The following is a 19318-nucleotide window of genomic DNA, read 5'->3' on the forward strand; positions in this document are numbered from 1 at the left end:
AGGCGCGCGCCTTGCGGCACGCGCCTTCTGTCCGCACCGGCCTGGGGGGGGATCGGCCGGTGCGAAGGGGAAGGGCGCGGAGCCCTAGAGCGCCGTGCGTCCGTAACGACGCGCAAAGGACGCTCTATCTCTTCGAATCTTGGGCATCTTTCTTTGATGGGGTGAATCCACCCAATCGCAGGATGCCCTAGTGGCCTGCGGCCGGACCGCTGTCGGCATGCGCCAGCGCCATCGGCACCGCCGCATGCGCCGGCGGCGCGTCGCCGCTCTTCTTCAGCGGCCTGTTGCCGCCGAGCGCCCGCACCAGCACGTAGAACACCGGCGTCAGAAACAGGCCGAAAGCGGTGACGCCGATCATGCCCGAAAACACCGCGACGCCCATCGCGTGCCGCATCTCGGCGCCGGCCCCGGTCGAGGAGACCAGCGGCAGCACGCCCATGATGAAGGCGAAGGAGGTCATCAGGATCGGCCGGAGACGCAGCCTCGAGGCTTCCACAGCCGCCTTCATCGGCGTCATCCCCTCGAACTCCAGCTCGCGCGCGAACTCGACGATCAGGATGGCGTTCTTCGCCGACAGCCCGACCAGCACGATCAGGCCGATCTGGGTGAAGACGTTGTTGTCGCCTCCCGTCAGCCAGACGCCGAACAGCGCGGCGAGGAGGCCCATCGGCACGATCAGCACGATCGAGATCGGCAGGGCCAGGCTCTCGTACTGCGCGGCGAGGACGAGGAAGACCAGGAGGATCGACAGCGGGAAGATCAGCACCGCGGAATTGCCGGCGATGATCTGCTGGTAGGTCAGCTCGGTCCATTCGAAGCTGATGCCCGCCGGGAGCGTTTCGGCGGCGATCCGCGACACCGCCTCCTGCGCCTGGCCGGACGAGAAGCCGGGCGCGGTGTTGCCGTTGACGTCGGCCGAGAGGAAGCCGTTGTAGCGCATCGCCCGTTCGGGCCCCGCCGTCTCGGTGACCTTCAACAGCGCCGAGAGCGGGATCATCTCGCCGGAGGTCGAGCGCACCTTCAGTCTGCCGATGTCCTCGGCATGCGCCCGGTACGCGGCATCCGCCTGCACGCGGACCGAATAGGTTCGGCCGAACTTGTTGAAGTCGTTGACGTAGAGCGAGCCGAGATAGATCTGCAGCGTGTTGAAGATCTCCGGCAGCGGCACCGCCAGCTGCCGCGCCTTGGTGCGGTCGACGTCGGCATAGAGCTGCGGCACGTTCACCTGGTAGGACGAGAACAGGCCGACCAGCTCCGGCGCCGTCTGCGCCTTGGCAAGGAAGCCCTTCACGGCCGTGTCCAGCGCGTCGTAGCCAAGGCCGCCACGGTCCTCGATCTGCAGCTTGAAGCCGCCGATCGCCCCGAGACCCGACACCGGCGGCGGCGGGAAGATGGCGCTGAAGCTCTCTTTGATGGCGCCGAGGTTCTGGTTCATCGTCATCGCGATGGCGCCGGCCGAAAGGTCGGGCGTCGTGCGCTCCTCGAACGGCGCGAGGCCGATGAAGACGATGCCGGAGTTCGACGAGTTGGTGAAACCGTTGATCGACAGGCCGGGGAAGGCGATGGCGTTGGCGACGCCCGGCACCTTCAACGCGATGTCGCTCATCCGGCGGATCACCTCTTCGGTGCGGTCGAGCGAGGCGCCGTCCGGCAATTGCGTGAAGCCGACGAGATACTGCTTGTCCTGCGGCGGCACGAAGCCGCCGGGCACGGTGCGGAACATCAGGACGGTCGCGCCGACGAGCACGAGATAGACGCCCATCATCAGCGTCTTCCGGGAGATGACGCCGCCGACACCCTTCGCATAGGCATTCGAGCCGCGCGCGAACACCTTGTTGAAGCCGCGGAACAGCCAGCCGAACAGGAAGTCCATGCCCCGCGTCAGGCGGTCCTTCGGCGCGTCGTGGCTGCGCAGCAGGAGAGCTGCCAGCGCCGGCGAGAGCGTCAGCGAGTTGAAGGCGGAGATCACCGTCGAGATCGCGATGGTGAGCGCGAACTGCTTGTAGAACTGGCCGGTGAGGCCGGTGATGAAGGCGAGCGGCACGAACACCGCGACCAGCACCAGCGCGATCGCCACGATCGGCCCGGAGACCTCGCGCATCGCCTGGTAGGTGGCGTCGCGCGGGTTAAGCCCCTTCTCGATGTTGCGCTCGACGTTCTCGACCACGACGATGGCGTCGTCGACGACGATGCCGATCGCCAGCACCAGGCCGAACAGGCTCAGCGCGTTGATCGAGAAGCCGAAGAGATGCATCACCGCGAACGTCCCGACGATCGACACCGGCACGGCGATCAGCGGGATGATCGAGGCCCGCCAGGTCTGCAGGAACAGGATGACGACGAGCACGACGAGGATGATCGCCTCGATCAGCGTGTGCACGACGGCCTCGATCGAGGCGCGGACGAACTGGGTGGTGTCGTAGACGATCTCGTAGTCGACATCCTCCGGCATGCCGGCCTTGATCTCCTTCATCGTCGCCCGGATCTTGTCGGCGATATCGATGGCGTTGGAGCCGGGGGCCTGGAACACCGGCACGGCGACGGCCTGCTTGTTGTTGAGGAGCGAGCGCAGCGCATAGCTGGAGGCACCGAGTTCGATCCGCGCGACGTCCCGGAGATGGGTGATCGCCCCGGACGGGCTGGTCTTGACGATGATGTCGCCGAACTCCTCCTCGGTCGCGAGGCGGCCTTGCGCGTTCACCGAGAGCTGCAGGTCGACGTCCGGCTCGCCCGGCGAGGCGCCGACGGTGCCGGCGGCGGCCTGGACGTTCTGGGCGCGGATTTCCGTCACGATGTCGCTGGCCGACAGGCCAAGCTCCGCCGTCTTCTGCGGGTCGAGCCAGATCCGCATCGAGTAGTCGCCGGAGCCGAACAGCTGCACGTCGCCGACGCCGTCGATTCGGGCGAGCCGGTCCTTGACGTTGAGGAGGGCGTAGTTCCGGAGATAGGTGACGTCGTAGCGGCCCTTGGGCGAGGTAAGGTGGACGAGAAGCATCAGGTCGGGCGAGCTCTTGATCGTCGTCACCCCGAGCTGGCGCACCTCCTCGGGCAGCCGCGGCTCGGCCTGGCTGACGCGGTTCTGCACCAGCTGCTGCGCCTGGTCGGGATCGGTGCCGATGCGGAAGGTGACGGTCAGCGTCATCAGCCCGTCGGTGGTCGCCTGGCTGCCCATGTAGAGCATGCCCTCGACGCCGTTGATGGCCTCCTCGATCGGCGTCGCCACCGTCTCGGCAATCACTTTCGGATTAGCGCCGGGGTAGTTGGCGCGCACCACCACCGAGGGCGGCACCACTTCCGGATATTCCGAGATCGGCAGCGCGGTCAAAGACAGCAAGCCGCCGATGAAGATCATGAACGACAGGACGCCCGCGAAGACCGGCCGGTCGATGAAGAAATTGGAGATGTTCATGGCGCAAGGTCCCTCGGAGCGCGAAGCCTCCCGGGACGGGGAGGGCGCTCTGGCAGTCTGATGTCGCTGGCTTGGACCGCCCGGATCGCCCCGGGCGGTCGAAAAGCGGGGCTACTTCGGCGGGGTCGCCTCGGAGACCTGCAACTCGGCCGGCTCGGCCGCGCGCATGTCGACGACTTCCGGCGCCACCTCGGCGCCCGGCCTCACCCGCTGCAGGCCGTTGACGACGATGCGCTCGTCCGGCTTCAAGCCCGCAGTGACGATGCGCAGGCCCTCGGCCCGCTCGCCGAGTTCGACGGCCCTGTATTGCGCCTTGTTGTCGGTGCCGACGACGAAGACGTACTTCTTGTCCTGGTCGGTGCCGACGGCGCGCTCGGAGATCAGCAGCGCGTCCTCGTCGTGGGCGCGTCCCATCGAGAGCCGCGCGAACTGGCCGGGCATCAGGCTGCCGTCGGCATTGTCGAAGGCCGCGCGCACGCGGACCGTGCCGCTGGCGGCGTCCACCGTGTTGTCGATCAGCTGCAGCCGGCCCACGACGCCGGTGCGCCCGCCCGCATCCATCTGCACCGGGATGCTGCCGACGAAGTCACGGGCGTTGGGGCCTTCTGGAAGGCCCGAGAGCGCCTTGGCGACGACGTCCTCGTCCGCCTCGAAGCTCGCATAGATCGGGCTCAGCGACACCAGCCGCGTCAGCACCGGGGAGGACGGGCCGGCCTCGATCAGGTTGCCGGCGGTGACCTCGATCTTGCCGACGCGCCCGGCGATCGGCGCCCGGATCTCGGTATAGCTGAGGTTGAGTTCGGCGGTCTGCAGCCCGGCCTTGGCGGCCTCGAGGTCGGCGATGGCGCCGAGCTCGGTGTTGATCCGCTGGTCGAAATTGCTCTCGGACACGGTGCGCGACTGCACCAGCTTCTTGCCGCGGTCGAGCTCGCTGCGGGCAAAGGCGACCCGCGACTCGGCGGCGGTCACGGCGGCCTTGGCGCGGGCCACCTCTGCGACGTAAGGGCGCGGGTCGACGGTGACGAGGAGATCGCCCTTGTTGACCAGCGCGCCTTCCTTGAAGTTCACCTTGTCGATGGCGCCGGCGACCCGCGAGCGCAGATCGACATGATCGACCGCCTCGAGGCGGCCGGAGAAGCTGTTCCACGGCGTGATCGGCTGGCGGGTGACGACCGCGACCGAGACCGGCATGGCCGGCATCGCCGCCGGCGCCGCGGCCTCAGCGGGCGTGGCGGCAGAGCCGAGGATGGCGCTGACATCGAACACCGATGGTGCGGCCGCAAGCGCTGCGACAAGCACGACGCCACCGAGAAGAACGTTGCGGAAAAGGGGCCGATGGGTCATGAGAATGCTCCTCGCTGGCGGCGTCGACCGGTTACGGAACGTTTAGTTGACGTTTCATACCGGTCGGTATAGGTCCCAGATAGGTGCCTCTGGTACACCCTGTCAACCGCTATTATATACCGGTCAGTAATTTTCTTTTAGGAGACCAAGACAATGGGCCGGCCCCGCGAGTTCGACGTCGACGAGGCGCTTCAAGCCGCAATGGTGCTGTTCTGGCGCAAGGGATACGAGGGCACCTCGCTCACGGACCTGACCGAGGGCATGGGCATCACCCGCCCTAGCCTCTACGGCACTTTTGGCAACAAGGAAGAGCTGTTCCGCAAGGCGCTGGAGCGCTACGAGCAAGGCTATATGGGCTTCTTCCGCGTGGCGATGGACAAGCCGACCTCGCGCGGCGTCGTCGAGTTCATGCTGCAATCCTATGTCGACGCGCTGACGGCCACCTGCAACCCCGGCGGCTGCATGGGCATCAACGCGGCCATGGCCTGCAGCGAGGCGTCGGCCGAGGTGCAGCGCGCGGTGATCGAGAAGCGCAAGTTCGGCGAGCAGGCGTTGGCCGAGCGGCTGGCGCGGGCGAAGGAGGAGGGCGACCTGCCAGCCGACTCAGACCCGGTCGATCTCGCTTGCTACGTCATGACCGTGGCGCAGGGCATGGCCGTCCAGGCCGTCGCCGGCGCCGACCGTGCGGCGCTCTACAAGGTGGCCGAGATGACGCTCCGCGCCTGGCCGAGCTGACCGGCTGCCGCGACGGGGACGGGCTGGTCTAGCTGCGGCCGGAGCCGCGGACAAATTACCGCCCACGGCGCATCCGCCGTTGACATCGCCGCCTCTCCCTAGATATATACCGATGAGTACAAAACAAATCGGTGCCTGTCGCCGTCCCGACGTTCGTCCGGCGGTATTTATCGTCTGATCCTTTTCGCCTCGGCCCTTGCCGGAGTTCACCGCCTCGGCTGGCCAATGGCCCGAGGCGTGCGACCCGGCCTGGAGCCGTTCTGCCCGTGGACCGCTACCTCCAGCAGCGGTCCACGGGTGTCCTTGGCTCGCCTGCGCACTGCCGCAGGCGTTTCGAGCTCCCCTATCCCAGAGAGACGGCCCATGTCTGTGACCTGCATCCCTGAGGACGGCGTCGCCGCGCCGTTGCCGGCGACATCGCTGCTGCGCTCCTGGCTCGCCGTCCTGTCGGTCGCCGTCGGCGCCTTCGCCTTCGTCACCAGCGAGTTCCTGCCGGTCGGCCTCCTGACCCGGATCGCCGCCGATCTCGGCGTCAGCGCCGGGGCGGCCGGCCAGATGGTGACCATGCCCGGCATCCTCGGCGCCATCGCCGCGCCTTTCCTCACCGTCGCCGCCGGCAAGCTCGATCGCAAGCTGGTGCTTTGTCTCCTCACCGCGTTGGTGATCGTCTCCAACCTCATCGTCGCCTTCGCGCCGGACCTGACGATCCTCCTCGCCGGCCGCATCCTGCTCGGTTTCAGCATCGGCGGCTTCTGGTCCTTCGCCGTCAGCCTCGGCCTGCGGCTCGTCCACACCGCCTCGGCGGAAAGGGCGACGGCGGTCATCCTCACCGGCATCTCGCTCGGCACCGTCTGCGGTGTCCCGGCCGGGGCGCTCGTCGGCGATGCCTTCGGCTGGCGCATGGCCTTCATCCTCACTGCGGTCCTCTCAGCCGTCGTGCTCCTCGTCCAGATCTCCTGCCTGCCGCGGCTGCCGGCGCTGCGCGTGGTCAGCACCAGCGACCTCCTGGCGCTGTTCCGCGTCGCCAAGGCGCGTCTCGGCCTCGTCGCGACGGCGCTCGCGATCACCGGCCACTTCGCCGCCTACACCTATCTCGCGCCCTTGCTGGAGGAGATCGCCCGGCTCGACCCGTCGACGATCACGCTGGTGCTGGTCGCCTACGGCGCCACCGGCATCGCCGGCAATTTCCTCGGCGGCATGCTGGTCGCGCGCAACGTCCGCGCCGGCCTCCTCGTCACCACGCTGATGCTCGGCACGGCGCTGCTGGCCACCGCGGCCTTCGGCCACGTGCCGGCCGCCACCATCGGTCTCGTCGCGCTCTGGGGGCTCGCCTTCGGTGCGGTGCCGATCTCGGTGCAGACCTGGATGTTCAAGGCGGCCCCCGATGCGCTGGAGAGCGGCTCGGCGCTGCTGGTCTCGACCTTCCAGATCTCGATCGCGTCGGGTGCGCTGTTCGGCGGTCTCGTGGTAGATGGCATCGGCGTCTCCGGCGCCATGCTGTTCGGTGGCGTGATGGCGCTGCTGGCCGCCGGCGTCGTCGTGCTGCTGCTCGGCGAGACCCGCTCGGCGGTCTCCGCCCCGGCCGGCCAGCCTTCCCCCGGCGGGCCCGCGCCCCGCTGACATCCACCGGGCTCGCCGCGAGCCCGGGCGCCCTCGATCCCTCGTTTTCCGTCCCTCAGCAGGAGATTTCCATGTCCCTTTCGATCCACAGCGCCAGTGTCGGCATCATGACGCGGATGCTCGGCAACCTCTCGACGCTCCTTGATCTCGCGGTCGCGCATGCCGAGAAGAACGGCATCGACCCCAACAGCTATGTCACCGCCTGCCTCGCGCCCGACATGAAGCCGCTGTCGGCGCAGATCCAGTTCGCCAGCGACAGCGCCAAGGGCGCCGGTGCCCGGCTCGCCGGCGTCGAGGCGCCGAGCTTTGCCGACACCGAGGCGACGATGGCCGAACTCAAGGAGCGGATCGCCAAGACGATCGCCTTCATCGGCAGCGTCGACCGCGCCGAAGTGGATGCCAGCGCCGACCGCACCGTCGAGCTGAAGGCGGGCGGCACCATCCGCAGCTTCCGCGGCGCCGACTATCTCGAGCAGTTCGCGCTGCCGAACTTCTTCTTCCACGTCTCGATCGCCTACGGCATCCTGCGCGCCGAGGGCGTGCCGCTCGGCAAGCTCGACTATCTCGGCGCCCGCCCGGCGGCCGAGGCCGAGTTGCCCGAACAGGTGCAGGCGGCAACGCCGATGTTCAGCCAGTTCGGCTAATCCTGGCAGCCGGTCGCACGAACGCTTTCCCCCGGCCCGGGCGCATTGTCCGGGCGCATTGTCCGCACCGGGCTCGTTATGGCGCGGGCGGTTCGCCGGGTGTGGCCTCCGGCGCCTGCGGCCAGCGCTGCAGCGCGGCGCGGCCGGCCTCGGTGATCGCGTAGATCCCGCGCGCGGGATTGACGAACCAGCCATAGACGTTGCGCCGGAGGATCGTCGGCGCCTTCTCCACCACCGGCGTGATGTCGCGCGGCCGCAAGGGCCCGGCCTCCAGCATCGCCGCGCAGGTGAGCGCCGCTTGCCGGTAGGCGGTCATCACCGGCGCCCGCGTGCCGCCGCCGAGCACCGGGTCGCCGCGCCGTCGCTGGTGCTCCGAGATCAGCTGCGAGCGCTTGCGCGGATTGCGCTTTTGCGCCGCCGCGTCGGGGCTGAGCAGCACCTCTACCGCGCCGGCCTCGGTGACGCCGAGCAGCCCGAAGCCGAGCCGCCGACAGAGGTTGCGAAAGCGCTTGTCGCCCTCGCGTCCCTTGCCCTTCTTCGACAGCCGCGCCGCCAGCCAGACCTCGTCGGCTACCGCCGCGCGCTCGACGCCCTGCAGGACCAGCTCGAGGTTGAAGCTCATCTTCAGCTCGCAGACGACGACCAGCGGCGGCGCATCGCTGCTGAGACCCATCAGGTCGCAGCTGCCGACCTCGCCCTTGACGGTGAAGCCGAGGGTTTCGAGGAAGGTCTTCACGGGGGCGGAGAGGGTGGTTTCCAGGGGAGCGATCCTGTTGACGTAAAAGGCTTTCCTGACCACAGCCGGGGCCGGGCGTAAAGCATCCTCACGCACGGGCGGTTGCACCGGAACGAGATCATTCCTTTCGCCGGTTGAGAAGATACCGCCTGGGGCCGTCCGGAAAAAACTGGCGATGAGGTCAGAGAGCAGTAGGCTTGCTGTCGAAAGCTTTTGCCCGGCTAAAGTCTATTAAGGGAAACTTGGGGGGTTTGACCGCATGGTTCTGCCGACTAAGCCCGAAATCGGACCAGGCATGCAACCAGACCGCGACGACCGGATCAATACTGATGCGCCTGGGGCTGCAGCAGTATCGGCGCGCGCACGCACAGGGTGCCGCGGCGTGGTGACGGTGCCGGCAGTCTCAGCATGTCGATAAAGCTCAAGCTCCTGCTCGGATGTCTTTGCTTGACCATCGTGACGATCGTCGTCGGGATGTTCGCGCAGCATTCGCAGATCCGGATCGGCGATCTTGCCGTGCAGATCTACGACGACGCGCTTTTGTCCAGCAACGGCCTTCGTTCGGCGCAGAACCACATGGTCCAGCTCGACGCCGTCTTCCGGCGGGAGAAGGGCGAGAACGACGCGACGCCGCTCACCCCCGCGCAGAGCCAGTATTTCAGTTCAGAGATCGCCGCCGTCATCGCCGATCTCTCGGTCGCCGGCGAGGGCTCGATCTCGGAGGACGGGAGGGCGGCGACGGACGCCATCCAGCGCCGGCTGATGCGGCTGAAGGCGAGCAACGGCGCGCTGACCGGCCGGATGCTGCTGCGCGAGCTCGCCGCTGCCAACGAGGAGGTCGAGGCCGCCGTGCGGGTGTTCGCGGCCGACGCTTACGGCGTGCGCAACAATGTCGAGCGTCTCATCGCGGTCTCCGTCGACCGGACCTGGATGGCGATGGGGCTGGCGATGCTGATCGCCGTGGCGATCTCCTACAGCCTTTCGCGCACCATCGTTCCGGCCATGCGCAACGCCCTCGCCATCGCCAAGTCGATCGCCGCCGGCAACTTCCAGAACACGATCACCCCGAGCGGCGGCAGCGAGACCGCCGAGCTCCTGACCGCGCTCGCCGTGATGCAGGACAGCATCTCCCAGCACTTCGGCAAGATCGAGACGCAGGTGGCGACGCAGGCCGACGTCTACGACGGACAGATCGCCATCCAGAACGTCCGCTTCGAGGCGGCGCTGAACAACATGACGCAGGGCCTCTGCATGTTCGACAACAAGGCCCGGCTGGTCGTCGTCAACCGCCGCTTCACCGAGCTCTTCGGCAGCTTCGAGCTCGGCCTCCCGCTGGCGACGATCGCCCGGCACCCGAACCTCGACGGCGTCCTCACTGCGGCGAACGGCGGCTTTGTCACGCGCGAGATGCAGGGCGGCCGCATGCTTGCCGTCTCGCGCCAGATCATCAGCGCCGGGGGCCAGGTCTTCACCTTCGAGGACGTCACCGAGAGCCACAACGCCGCCGAGCGCCTGACCTACCTCGCCAACCACGATCCCCTGACCGACCTTCCCAACCGCACCCGTCTGCGCGAGCGGCTGGAGGAGGTCGACCGCGATACCGGCAAGGGCCCGCCCGCCGCCGTGCTCTGTCTCGACCTCGACGGCTTCAAGTTCGTCAACGACACGCTCGGCCATCCGGTCGGCGACCAGTTGCTGCGGGCCGTAGCCGAGCGTCTGCTCGAATCCACCGGCGCCGAGGATCTGGTCGCGCGGATCGGCGGCGACGAGTTCGCCATCGTCCAGGTCGGCAAGCTGCAGCCGATCGCGGCGGAAGCGCTGGCCCAGCAGGTGACCACCGCCCTCGGCCAGCCTTTCCAGATCGAGCACCACCGGATCTCGATCGGCGTGTCGATCGGCATCGTCGTCGCCGGCGCCGCGCCGCGCGGCGTAACCGACACCAGCGACAGCGGCGGCTTCTCGCTGATGAAGAGCGCCGACCTTGCGCTCTATGCCGCCAAGAGCCGCGGGCGCAACACCTACTGCTTCTTCGAGCCGGCGATGGACGAGCGGATCCGGCTACGCCGCGCCACCGAGATCGACCTCGGCAAGGCGCTCGAGCAGAACGAGCTCGAGCTGGCCTACCAGCCCTTCGTCAACGTGCGGCGGCACCTGGTTTCCGGCTTCGAGGCGCTGCTGCGCTGGCGCCATCCGACGCGCGGCATGATTTCGCCGGCCGACTTCATCCCGATCGCCGAGGAGGTCGGGCTGATCGAGCCGATCGGCCTCTGGGTGCTGGAGACCGCCTGTCGGCATGCGGCGGAATGGCCCGCCAACCTCTCGGTGTCGGTCAACCTGTCGCCGGTGCAGTTCCGCAGCCAGACGCTGTTTGCCGACGTGCGCCGCATCGTCCTTGCCAGCGGCCTCGAGCCCAACCGGCTGCAGCTCGAGGTGACCGAAAGCGTCCTGCTGCACGACACCGCCGGCGTCCTCTCGGTGCTGACGGCGTTCCGCAAACTCGGCATCCGCATCTCGATGGACGATTTCGGCACCGGCTATTCTTCCCTTGGCTACCTATCGAAATTTCCGTTCGACAAGGTCAAGATCGATCAGTCCTTCGTGCGCGACCTGTCGAAGCGCGAGAACCTTGCGGTCGTGCGCGCGGTCATAGGCCTGTCGAAGGCGATGGGCATCGCCGTCATCGCCGAGGGCGTCGAGACCGCAGAGCAGCGTGACATCCTGCTCGGCGAGTCCTGCGAGGAGATGCAGGGCTATTTCTTCTCGACACCCAAGCCGTTGAAGGATCTGCCGGAATTCCTGCTGAACTTCCGCCCTGACGGCCCCGCCACCGCGCCCGGCCTACCGCTGGTTTCGGTCGCGGCCGGCGCCACCGGCAACTGAAACACCTGCCGCCGCACGGCGCTCTGGCGCCCGCCTTGGCAGGGAAGAGGGTCGACGCACGGCCGGCTGGAGCTCTGCCGACCGCCCATCAAACCGCTGGTATGCGACGGGGAAGCAGACTAACTTTCCGCCGGGGAACAGTCTGCGGGGGCGGGGGATAGGTCATGGGGCTTCGGGTCATTCGGGACATCTGCGGCAGAGCTGGCCTGCGCGTCGGGGCGTCTCTCGTGGCAGGCCTGCTGCTGCTGTCGGCCAGTGCCGCCAAGGCCGAGGAGACCGAGCGCCGCATCATCGCGGCGCCGAAGTCCGACTATTTCGGCGGCGACTACGATGTCCTGAAGAATGTCGACGCGAACATCTGCGAGACCGCCTGTCTTGCCGACGACCGCTGCCAGGCGTTCACCCTCAACACCAAGACCAAATGGTGCTTCCTCAAGGAATCGATCGGCGAGCTGCGCTTTTCCGAGGGCGCAACGTCCGGCCGGATCGCCGCTGTCGTCGCGGTCTCCGAGGACCAGGTCGCCGAGCGCGAGGCAGAGCTCGCCTTCCTGCCGCGTCCGCAGATCGAGGCTGCCGCGCAGCTTCGGCTCGCGGTGGTGGACGAGGAGAAGGACACCAGCCTCGACGATGCCTCGCTGCTCGCCGATGCCGCGGCTGCAGGCGATGCGGGCGAGCGCGCCCGTCTCTACCGCGAGGCGCTGAAGCGCGATGCCATGCAGTCCGAGGCCTGGACCGGCCTCGCGCGGGCGACGCTCGCCTTCACCTCCGACGACTATCAGCAGAAATCCGACAACGACGCGCTGCGCGGCCCGTCCGCCATCAACGCCTACGTCACCGCGGCCGATGACGCGGGCAAGGCCGCGGCCCTCGACCTCCTGGCGCAAGGCCAGGCGATCGGCGAGGACTGGGTCAGCGCGATCAAGAGCTGGCGCGCCAGCGTCAAGCTCGTCGCCGACGCTGGCGCCGAGAAGCGCCTCGCCGACGCGATCGGCAGCCATGGCTTCCGCATCTCCGAGAACACCGTCGACAACAATGCCGCGCATCCGCGCATCTGCCTGATCTTCTCCGAGCCGCTGGCGCCGTCGCTGATCAACTCGGAAACCGCTGGCGACTTCATCTCGGTCGAGGGCGGCGACAGCCTGCCGGTCTCGGCCACCGGCTCGCAGATCTGCGTCGATGGCGTCACCCACGGCGCGCGCTACCGCATCCTCGCCCGCCGCGGCATCCTCGCCGCCTCGGGCGAGATGCTGACCAAGCCCGCCGACATCTCCGTCTACGTCCGCGACCGCGATCCCACAGCCCGTTTCGCCTCCAACGCCTATGTCCTGCCGGCCGGCGGCGAGGCGTCGATCCCCGTCACCACCGTCAACACCGACGTGATCGAGGCCCGGCTGATGCGGGTCGGCGACCGCCAGCTCGCCCGCACCATCACCGACAGCCGCTTCCTGCAGCAGTTCTCGTCCTACGAGGTCGACGACATCGCCCAGAACCAGGGCGAAGAAGTCTGGAAGGGCGTCGTCGACGTCGCCCGCAAGACCAATGAGGAGGTCGTCACCGCGATCCCCGTCTCGGCGCTGGTCAAGGACCTGAAGCCCGGCGTCTACCTGCTGTCTGCCAAGGCGCGCAACGGTAAGGAGACCTATGAGACGCAGGCGACGCAGTGGTTCGTCCTCACCGACATCGGCCTGACGACGTTTGCCGCCGAGGACGGTTTCCATGTCTTCGCCCGCTCGCTCGGCACCGCCGGGCCGCTGGCCGGCATCAAGCTCGACCTCATCGCCGCCAACAACAACGTGCTGGGCACCGTCACCACCGACGACAAGGGCTATGCGCGGCTGTCCGCCGGGCTGATGCGCGGCACCGCCGGCGACCGGCCCGCCGTCCTCACCGCCGCCGGGAAGGACGCCGCTGGCAAGGATGCCGCGGACTTCTCCTTCCTCGACCTCACTGCGACGCCCTTCGACCTCACCGACCGCGGCGTCGAGGGCAGGGCGCCCGCCGGCGCGCTGGACGTGTTCCTGACCTCCGACCGCGGCATCTACCGGACCGGCGACACCGCCTTCTTCACCGGCATGATGCGCGACGCGCGCGGCGAGGGCGTCACCGGCCTGACGCTGACCGGCATCGTGACCCGCCCCGACGGCGTCGAGTTCTCGCGCGAGCAGATCGTCGACGAGGCGGCCGGCGGCTTCGACTGGACCGTGGTCTTCCCCGACAACGCCATGCGCGGCACCTGGAAGATGGCGCTCTACACCGATCCGAAGCGCCCCTCGCTGACCGAGAAGACCGTGCTCGTCGACGATTTCGAGCCGCAGAAGATCGCGTTCGACCTCGGGCTCGACGCAGAGGTCTTCGACCCCGCCGCGCCACCGACCGCCTCGGTCGACGTGCGCTATCTCTTCGGTGCCGTGGCGCCGGGCCTCGAGGTCACCGCCGACGCCGTCATCCAGCCGGCGAGCGGGATCGCGGGGTTTGCCGGATACAGTTTCGGCCTTGCCGACGACGCCCCGACCGCGACGCGCATGTCCTTCGACGCCGGGACGACCGACGATGAGGGCCATGCCGATCTCGCCGTGGCGCCTTTCGAGGCACCCTCGACCACGCGGCCGCTGGAGGCCTCGGTGGTGGTCTGGGTGACCGATGCCGGCGGCCGGCCGGTGGAGCAGAGCCTCGACCTGCCGCTCGCCGGCACCAAGCCGCGCATCGGCGTGAAGCCGCTGTTCGACGGCGCGGTAGGCGAAGGCGCCGAGGCGGCGTTCGAGGTGGTGGCGCTCGACCCGGCGATGCAGCGCGCCGCGCTGCCGAAGGTCGCCTGGGTGCTGAACAAGGTGAACCTCGACTACCAGTGGTACCAGACCAATGGCCGCTGGAACTATGAGCCGGTCCGCACCGAGGAACGGGTGGCGAGCGGCACGCTCGACCTCACAAAGGCCGAGCTCGGCCGGATCGCCGTGCCGGTGAAGTGGGGCGGCTATGAGCTGGTGCTGACCGACCCCGCGGGCAACGCTCTGCCGGCCAGCGTCGCCTTCGACGCCGGCTGGTACGTCGCCGCCGCTACCGCCGAGACGCCGGATATCCTGAAGGTCTCGCTCGACAAGCCGAAATACGCCATCGGCGAGAAGGCCGTCGTCCATGTCGAGCCGCGCTTTGCCGGCAAGGTCGAGGTGCTCGTGATGGACGAGCGCGTCATCGCCATGCAGAGCGCCGATATTCCGGCGGAGGGCGGCGACGTCACGCTCGACGTCACCCGCGACTGGGGCCCGGGCGTCTACGTCGCCGCCGTGCTCTACCGCCCGATGGACATCACCGAGAAGCGCATGCCGGGCCGGGCGATCGGCCTGACGCACGCCGCCGTCGATCCCGGCGCACGGGCGCTGGCCGTCTCGCTCACCGCGCCGGCGACGATCGAGCCGCGCCAGACGATCGATGTCGGCCTCACCGTCGAGGGCGTCTCGCCGGGCGACACCGCCTATGTCACGCTCGCCGCCGTCGACGTCGGCATCCTCAACATCACCAGCTTCGAGGCGCCATCGCCACAGGAGTTCTATTTCGGCCAGCGCCGCCTCGGCGTCGAGATCCGCGACCTCTACTCGAAGCTGATCGACCGCATGCAAGGCGCGCCCGGCGCGGTTCGCTCGGGCGGCGACGCCGGCGCCTCGATGGTCTCGCCGCCGCCAATGGACGACCTCGTTGCGATCTTCTCCGGCATCGTCACCATCGGGCCGGACGGCAAGGCCAGCATTCCCGTCACCGTGCCCGATTTCAACGGCACGCTGAAGCTGATGGCCGTCGGCTGGTCGAAGACCGGCGTCGGCCAGGCGAGCCAGGACATGGTGGTCCGCGATCCCATCGTCATGCAGGTCAGCCAGCCGCGCTTCCTCGCGCCGGGCGACACCTCGCGCATCTCCATCGACATCACCCATGTCGAGGGCCCGGTCGGCGCTGTGCGGCTGGCGCTCACCGGGGGTGACGGCATCGTCAAGCTCGAGGCCAATGCCACGGCGGACATTACTCTCGGCGAAAAGGGCCACCAGCGCATCCTCGTGCCGGTCACCGCCGAGACGGTCGGCGATGCCGGCATGACGCTGGCGATGACGACGCCGGACGGCACCGTCCTCACCAAGAACTTCGGCTTGCCGGTGCGCTCCATCGCGCCGGAGACGGTGGCGAAATCAGCGTTCGAGCTGGCCGCCAAAGGCGGCACTCTGACGCTCGGCGACGACATCTTCGCCGACTTCGTGCCGGATACGGCGCGGGCGACGGTCTCGATCACCGGCCTCGGCGGCTTCGACGTCGCCGGCGTCGTGCGGGCGCTCGACCGCTATCCCTACGGCTGCACCGAGCAGCTGACCAGCCGCGCCATGCCGCTGGTCTACCTCGACCAGACCATCCTCGCGGCCGGCCTCTCCGGCGGCGAGGATGTCGCCAAGCGGGTCAACGACGCCATCTCCGGCGTTCTCGCCAACCAGTCGTCCTCCGGCGGCTTCGGTCTCTGGCAGCCGGACTCGGGCGATCTCTGGCTCGATGCCTACGTCACCGACTTCCTCACCCGCGCCCGCGAGACCGGCTACGCCGTGCCCGCCGAGAGCTTCACGCTGGCGCTCGACAACCTCAAGAACAGCATCAACTACCTGCCGGAGAAGCCGGACTTCGGGCCGGTCGCATACGCCTATTACGTGCTCGCCCGCAATGGCCGCGCGGCGATCGGCGATCTCCGCTACTACGCCGACAACGAGGTGCAGAATTTCGCGACGCCGCTCGCCAAGGCGCACCTCGCCGCAGCGCTCGCCCTCTACGGCGACCGGGTGCGGGCCGAGAGCGTCTTCCGCACCGCGGTCGGCGCGGCCGAAAACGACAGCGACCCGGCCCGCGCCATCCGCAGCGACTACGGCACGGCGCTCCGCGATGGCGCCGCGGTCCTGACCCTTGGCGTCGAGAGCCAGATCGACGGCGTCGACTTCGCCGGGCTGGTCCGGCAGGTCGGGCTGAAGCGGTCGGAAAAGCGCTACACCTCGACCCAGGAAGACGCCTGGTCCTTGATGGCCGCCCATGCGCTGCTCTCCAGCCGGCCGCCCAGCCTCACCATCGATGGCGAGGACCGCGAGGGCGCCTTCGCCGGCGCCTACGACATCGCCGCCTTGACGGTGCCGAAGAGTTTCGTCAACCGTGGCGCCGAGAAGGTGTCGGCCGAGATGACGCTTGCCGGCGTGCCGAAGGTCGCGCCGCCGGCCGATACCAGCGGCTACGCCATCACCCGCAGCTACTACACGCTGGACGGCGCCGAGGCCGATCCGACGACGGTCGGCCAGGGCGACCGCCTCGTCGCGCTCATCGAGGTTCAGCCGACGGACGGCGACGCCGCGCGGCTGATCGTCAACGATCCGCTGCCGGCCGGCTTCGAGATCGACAACCCGGCGATCCTGCGTGGCGGCGATGTCGCGGCGCTCGACTTCCTGGAGTTGACGGGGACGGCCGCGCACACCGAGTTCCGCGCCGACCGGTTCATCGTCTCGGTCAACAAGGCAAGCGGGGCGACGGCGGCGATGCGCTTTGCCTACATCGTCCGCGCCATCTCGCCCGGCACCTTCGTCCACCCCGCCGCGGTGGTGGAAGACATGTACCGCCCCGACCGCCGCGGCAGCACCGACCAGTCGAGCGTGACGGTGGTCGGCGCGTTGCGGTAGGGGCGGGAAGCCGATGTTCAGCCGAGGACGTCTCGGCGCACCCCCCTCTGGCCTGCCGGCCATCTCCCCCTCAGGTGGGGAGATCGGCTTGTCGCAGACGGCGGTGAGACTGATCTCCCCCCTTGAGGGGGAGATGCCGGCAGGCAGAGGGGGGTGGGCGCCACCCCGCTCGGCATCATGCCGTCGGTCCCATGCGTAAGCGCCTCGTCCTCCCCGCCGCCCTCATCCTGCTGGCCGCAGCCAGCTTTGTCGCTGCCGAGCGCTGGCTCGACGCCGCCATCGCCACCCGTGTTGCCGCCATCGCCGAGCCGGAGACCGGCGTCGTCGTCAACGCCCGCGACGGCCAGCTGCTGCGGGCTTTCGCCAATGCCGATGGGCGCTGGCGGCTGCAGGTGACGCCGGCCGAGGTCGATCCGCGTTTCGTCGCCATGCTCACCGCCTGGGAGGACAAGCGCTTCCAGACGCATTCCGGCGTCGACGGCCAGGCGTTCCTGCGCGCGGCCTGGCAGTCGGTGCGGCACCTGCGGCTGGTTTCCGGCGGTTCGACGCTGACCATGCAGGTGGCGCGGATGATGCGGGGCCTGCCGACCCGCAGCTTTACCGCCAAGGCCGAGCAGATCCTCTTCGCCTTCGCGCTGGAGCGGGCCCGCACCAAGCCGGAGATCCTCGAGCTCTATTTGCAGCTCGCGCCCTATGGCGGCAATATCGAGGGCATCCGGGCGGCAAGCCTTGCCTGGCTCGGCAAGGAGCCGCGGCGGCTGACGGTGGCCGAGGCCGCGCTCCTCGTCGCGCTGCCGCAGGCGCCCGAGCGCTACCGGCCGGACCTTCATCCCGAGCGCGCGAAACGCGCCCGCGACAAGGTCATCGGGCGCATGGCCGAGCTCGGCATCCTCACCCCCGGCGAGGCGCAGCGCGGCATCGCCGAGCCGATGCCGGCCGGCCGCCGCGCCATGCCGATGCTCGCCGCGCATGCCGCCGACCGCCTGCACCGGGCGCAGCCGCTGGTGCGCCAGTTCCGCCTGACCATCGACAAGCCGCTGCAGGAGCGGCTCGAGGCCTATGCCCGCGCCCGGGTGGCCGTCATGGTGAAGCCGGTGAGCCTCGCCTTCATGGTCGCCGACCACCACACCGGCGAGATCCTCGCCAGCCTCGGCTCGCCCGACCTGTTCGACGCCGAGCGGCAGGGGTTCGTCGACCTGACGCTGGCGCAGCGCTCGCCCGGCTCGACGCTGAAGCCGCTGATCTACGGCCTCGCCTTCGAGCGCGGCGTGGCCCATCCCGAGAGCCTCGTCGACGACCGGCCGACCGATTTCGCCGGCTACACCCCGCAGAACTTCGACCACAGCTTCGAGGGGCTGATCACCGCACGCCGGGCGCTGCAGCTGTCGCGCAACCTGCCGGCGGTGGAGTTGCTCAGCGCCGTCGGCCCCTCGCGGCTGGTGCAGCGCATGCGCCGCGCCGGCGCCGATCCCGAGCTCGGCAGCCGCACCATTCCAGGGCTCGCCATCGGCCTCGGCGGCCTCGGGCTCTCGCTGCAGGATCTGGTGGCGATCTATGCCGGCATCGCCAATGCCGGCATGGCCAAGCCGCTGCGGCTCGATGCCGATCCGGCCGCGATCCTCTCGGCCAAACCTGGCGCGCGCGTCCTCACAGAGCAAGCCGCCTGGTACGTCACCTCGATCCTCGCCGGTGCGACCGCGACGGTGAAGGGCTCGCCCGGCACCATCGCGCACAAGACCGGCACCTCCTTCGGCTACCGCGACGCCTGGTCGATCGGCTATGACGGCGCCCATGTCGTCGGCGTCTGGCTCGGCCGCCCCGACGGTGCGCCGGTGGCGGGCCTCGTCGGGCAGGATGCGGCGGTGCCGGTGATGTCGGACGTCTTCGCCCGCATCGGCCCCGGCGTGAGGCTGCCCGGCCCGCCGCCCGGCATTCTCGCCGCCACCGGCAAAGCGCTGCCGCCGCCGCTGCGCCGCGTCGGCGCTATCGGTGGCCGGCCGGGCGAGGGGCCGCGGCCGGAGATCACCTTTCCGCCCGACGCCGCCCATGTCGAGCTCGGCCTGGCGGAGGGCCTCGCCGCCGACCTCTCGCTCAAGGTGCGCAATGGCGCGCCGCCCTTCACCTGGTACATCGACGGCGCCCCGGTGCTGCGCGGTCTCTACGACCGCCAGGCGGCATGGCGCCCGAGGGAGCCGGGCTTCGTCGACATCTCGGTGGTCGACGCCAAGGGGGCTGCCGCCTCCAGCCGGGTGTTCGTGGAGTAGCG

Annotated in this window: 9 protein-coding genes; 6 read left to right on the forward strand and 3 right to left on the reverse strand. The window is 69.0% G+C overall.

Going from position 1 to position 19318, the window contains the following annotated elements; all coding sequences use genetic code 11:
* Positions 1–187: 187 nt before the first annotated feature.
* Both ACZL02_RS03135 and ACZL02_RS03140 read right to left on the reverse strand, forming a co-directional pair.
* Positions 188–3409: an efflux RND transporter permease subunit gene (locus ACZL02_RS03135; protein WP_472938720.1), complete on the reverse strand. Its 3222-nt coding sequence runs from the start codon at positions 3407–3409 to the stop codon at positions 188–190.
* A gap of 111 nt (positions 3410–3520) precedes the next feature.
* Entirely contained in the window at positions 3521–4753 is a 1233-nt protein-coding gene (locus ACZL02_RS03140; RefSeq protein ID WP_472938721.1) for an efflux RND transporter periplasmic adaptor subunit, read from the reverse strand.
* A 153-nt stretch (positions 4754–4906) separates the two neighbouring features.
* Here ACZL02_RS03140 and ACZL02_RS03145 point away from each other — a divergent pair, with 153 nt between their 5' ends.
* The 3 genes from ACZL02_RS03145 (at position 4907) to ACZL02_RS03155 (ending at position 7752) form a co-directional block, all read left to right on the forward strand.
* A complete protein-coding gene (locus ACZL02_RS03145) occupies positions 4907–5488 on the forward strand; it encodes a TetR/AcrR family transcriptional regulator (protein WP_472938722.1) in 582 nt (193 codons plus the stop codon).
* A 363-nt stretch (positions 5489–5851) separates the two neighbouring features.
* Positions 5852–7108: an MFS transporter gene (locus ACZL02_RS03150; protein WP_472938723.1), complete on the forward strand. Its 1257-nt coding sequence runs from the start codon at positions 5852–5854 to the stop codon at positions 7106–7108.
* A gap of 71 nt (positions 7109–7179) precedes the next feature.
* Positions 7180–7752: a DUF1993 domain-containing protein gene (locus ACZL02_RS03155; protein ID WP_472938724.1), complete on the forward strand. Its 573-nt coding sequence runs from the start codon at positions 7180–7182 to the stop codon at positions 7750–7752.
* A gap of 76 nt (positions 7753–7828) precedes the next feature.
* Here the strand turns inward: ACZL02_RS03155 and ACZL02_RS03160 are convergent, their stop codons facing one another.
* A complete protein-coding gene (locus tag ACZL02_RS03160) occupies positions 7829–8551 on the reverse strand; it encodes a DUF2161 domain-containing phosphodiesterase (RefSeq protein ID WP_472938725.1) in 723 nt (240 codons plus the stop codon).
* 393 nt (positions 8552–8944) lie between these two features.
* Here ACZL02_RS03160 and ACZL02_RS03165 point away from each other — a divergent pair, with 393 nt between their 5' ends.
* The 3 genes from ACZL02_RS03165 to pbpC all read left to right on the forward strand — a co-directional run bounded on the left by ACZL02_RS03165 (position 8945) and on the right by pbpC (position 19316).
* Positions 8945–11368, forward strand: coding sequence for a putative bifunctional diguanylate cyclase/phosphodiesterase (locus ACZL02_RS03165; protein WP_472939097.1), 2424 nt, complete (start codon positions 8945–8947; stop codon positions 11366–11368).
* Between the two features lie 164 nt (positions 11369–11532).
* Entirely contained in the window at positions 11533–17052 is a 5520-nt protein-coding gene (locus ACZL02_RS03170; RefSeq protein ID WP_472938726.1) for an alpha-2-macroglobulin family protein, read from the forward strand.
* A gap of 191 nt (positions 17053–17243) precedes the next feature.
* Positions 17244–19316 carry a penicillin-binding protein 1C gene (pbpC, locus tag ACZL02_RS03175; RefSeq protein ID WP_472938727.1) on the forward strand — a complete coding sequence of 691 codons (2073 nt, stop codon included), beginning with the start codon at positions 17244–17246 and terminating at the stop codon, positions 19314–19316.
* The last annotated feature ends 2 nt before the right edge of the window (positions 19317–19318 follow it).

It is taken from the genome of Mesocryomonas fontinalis (assembly GCF_055730125.2).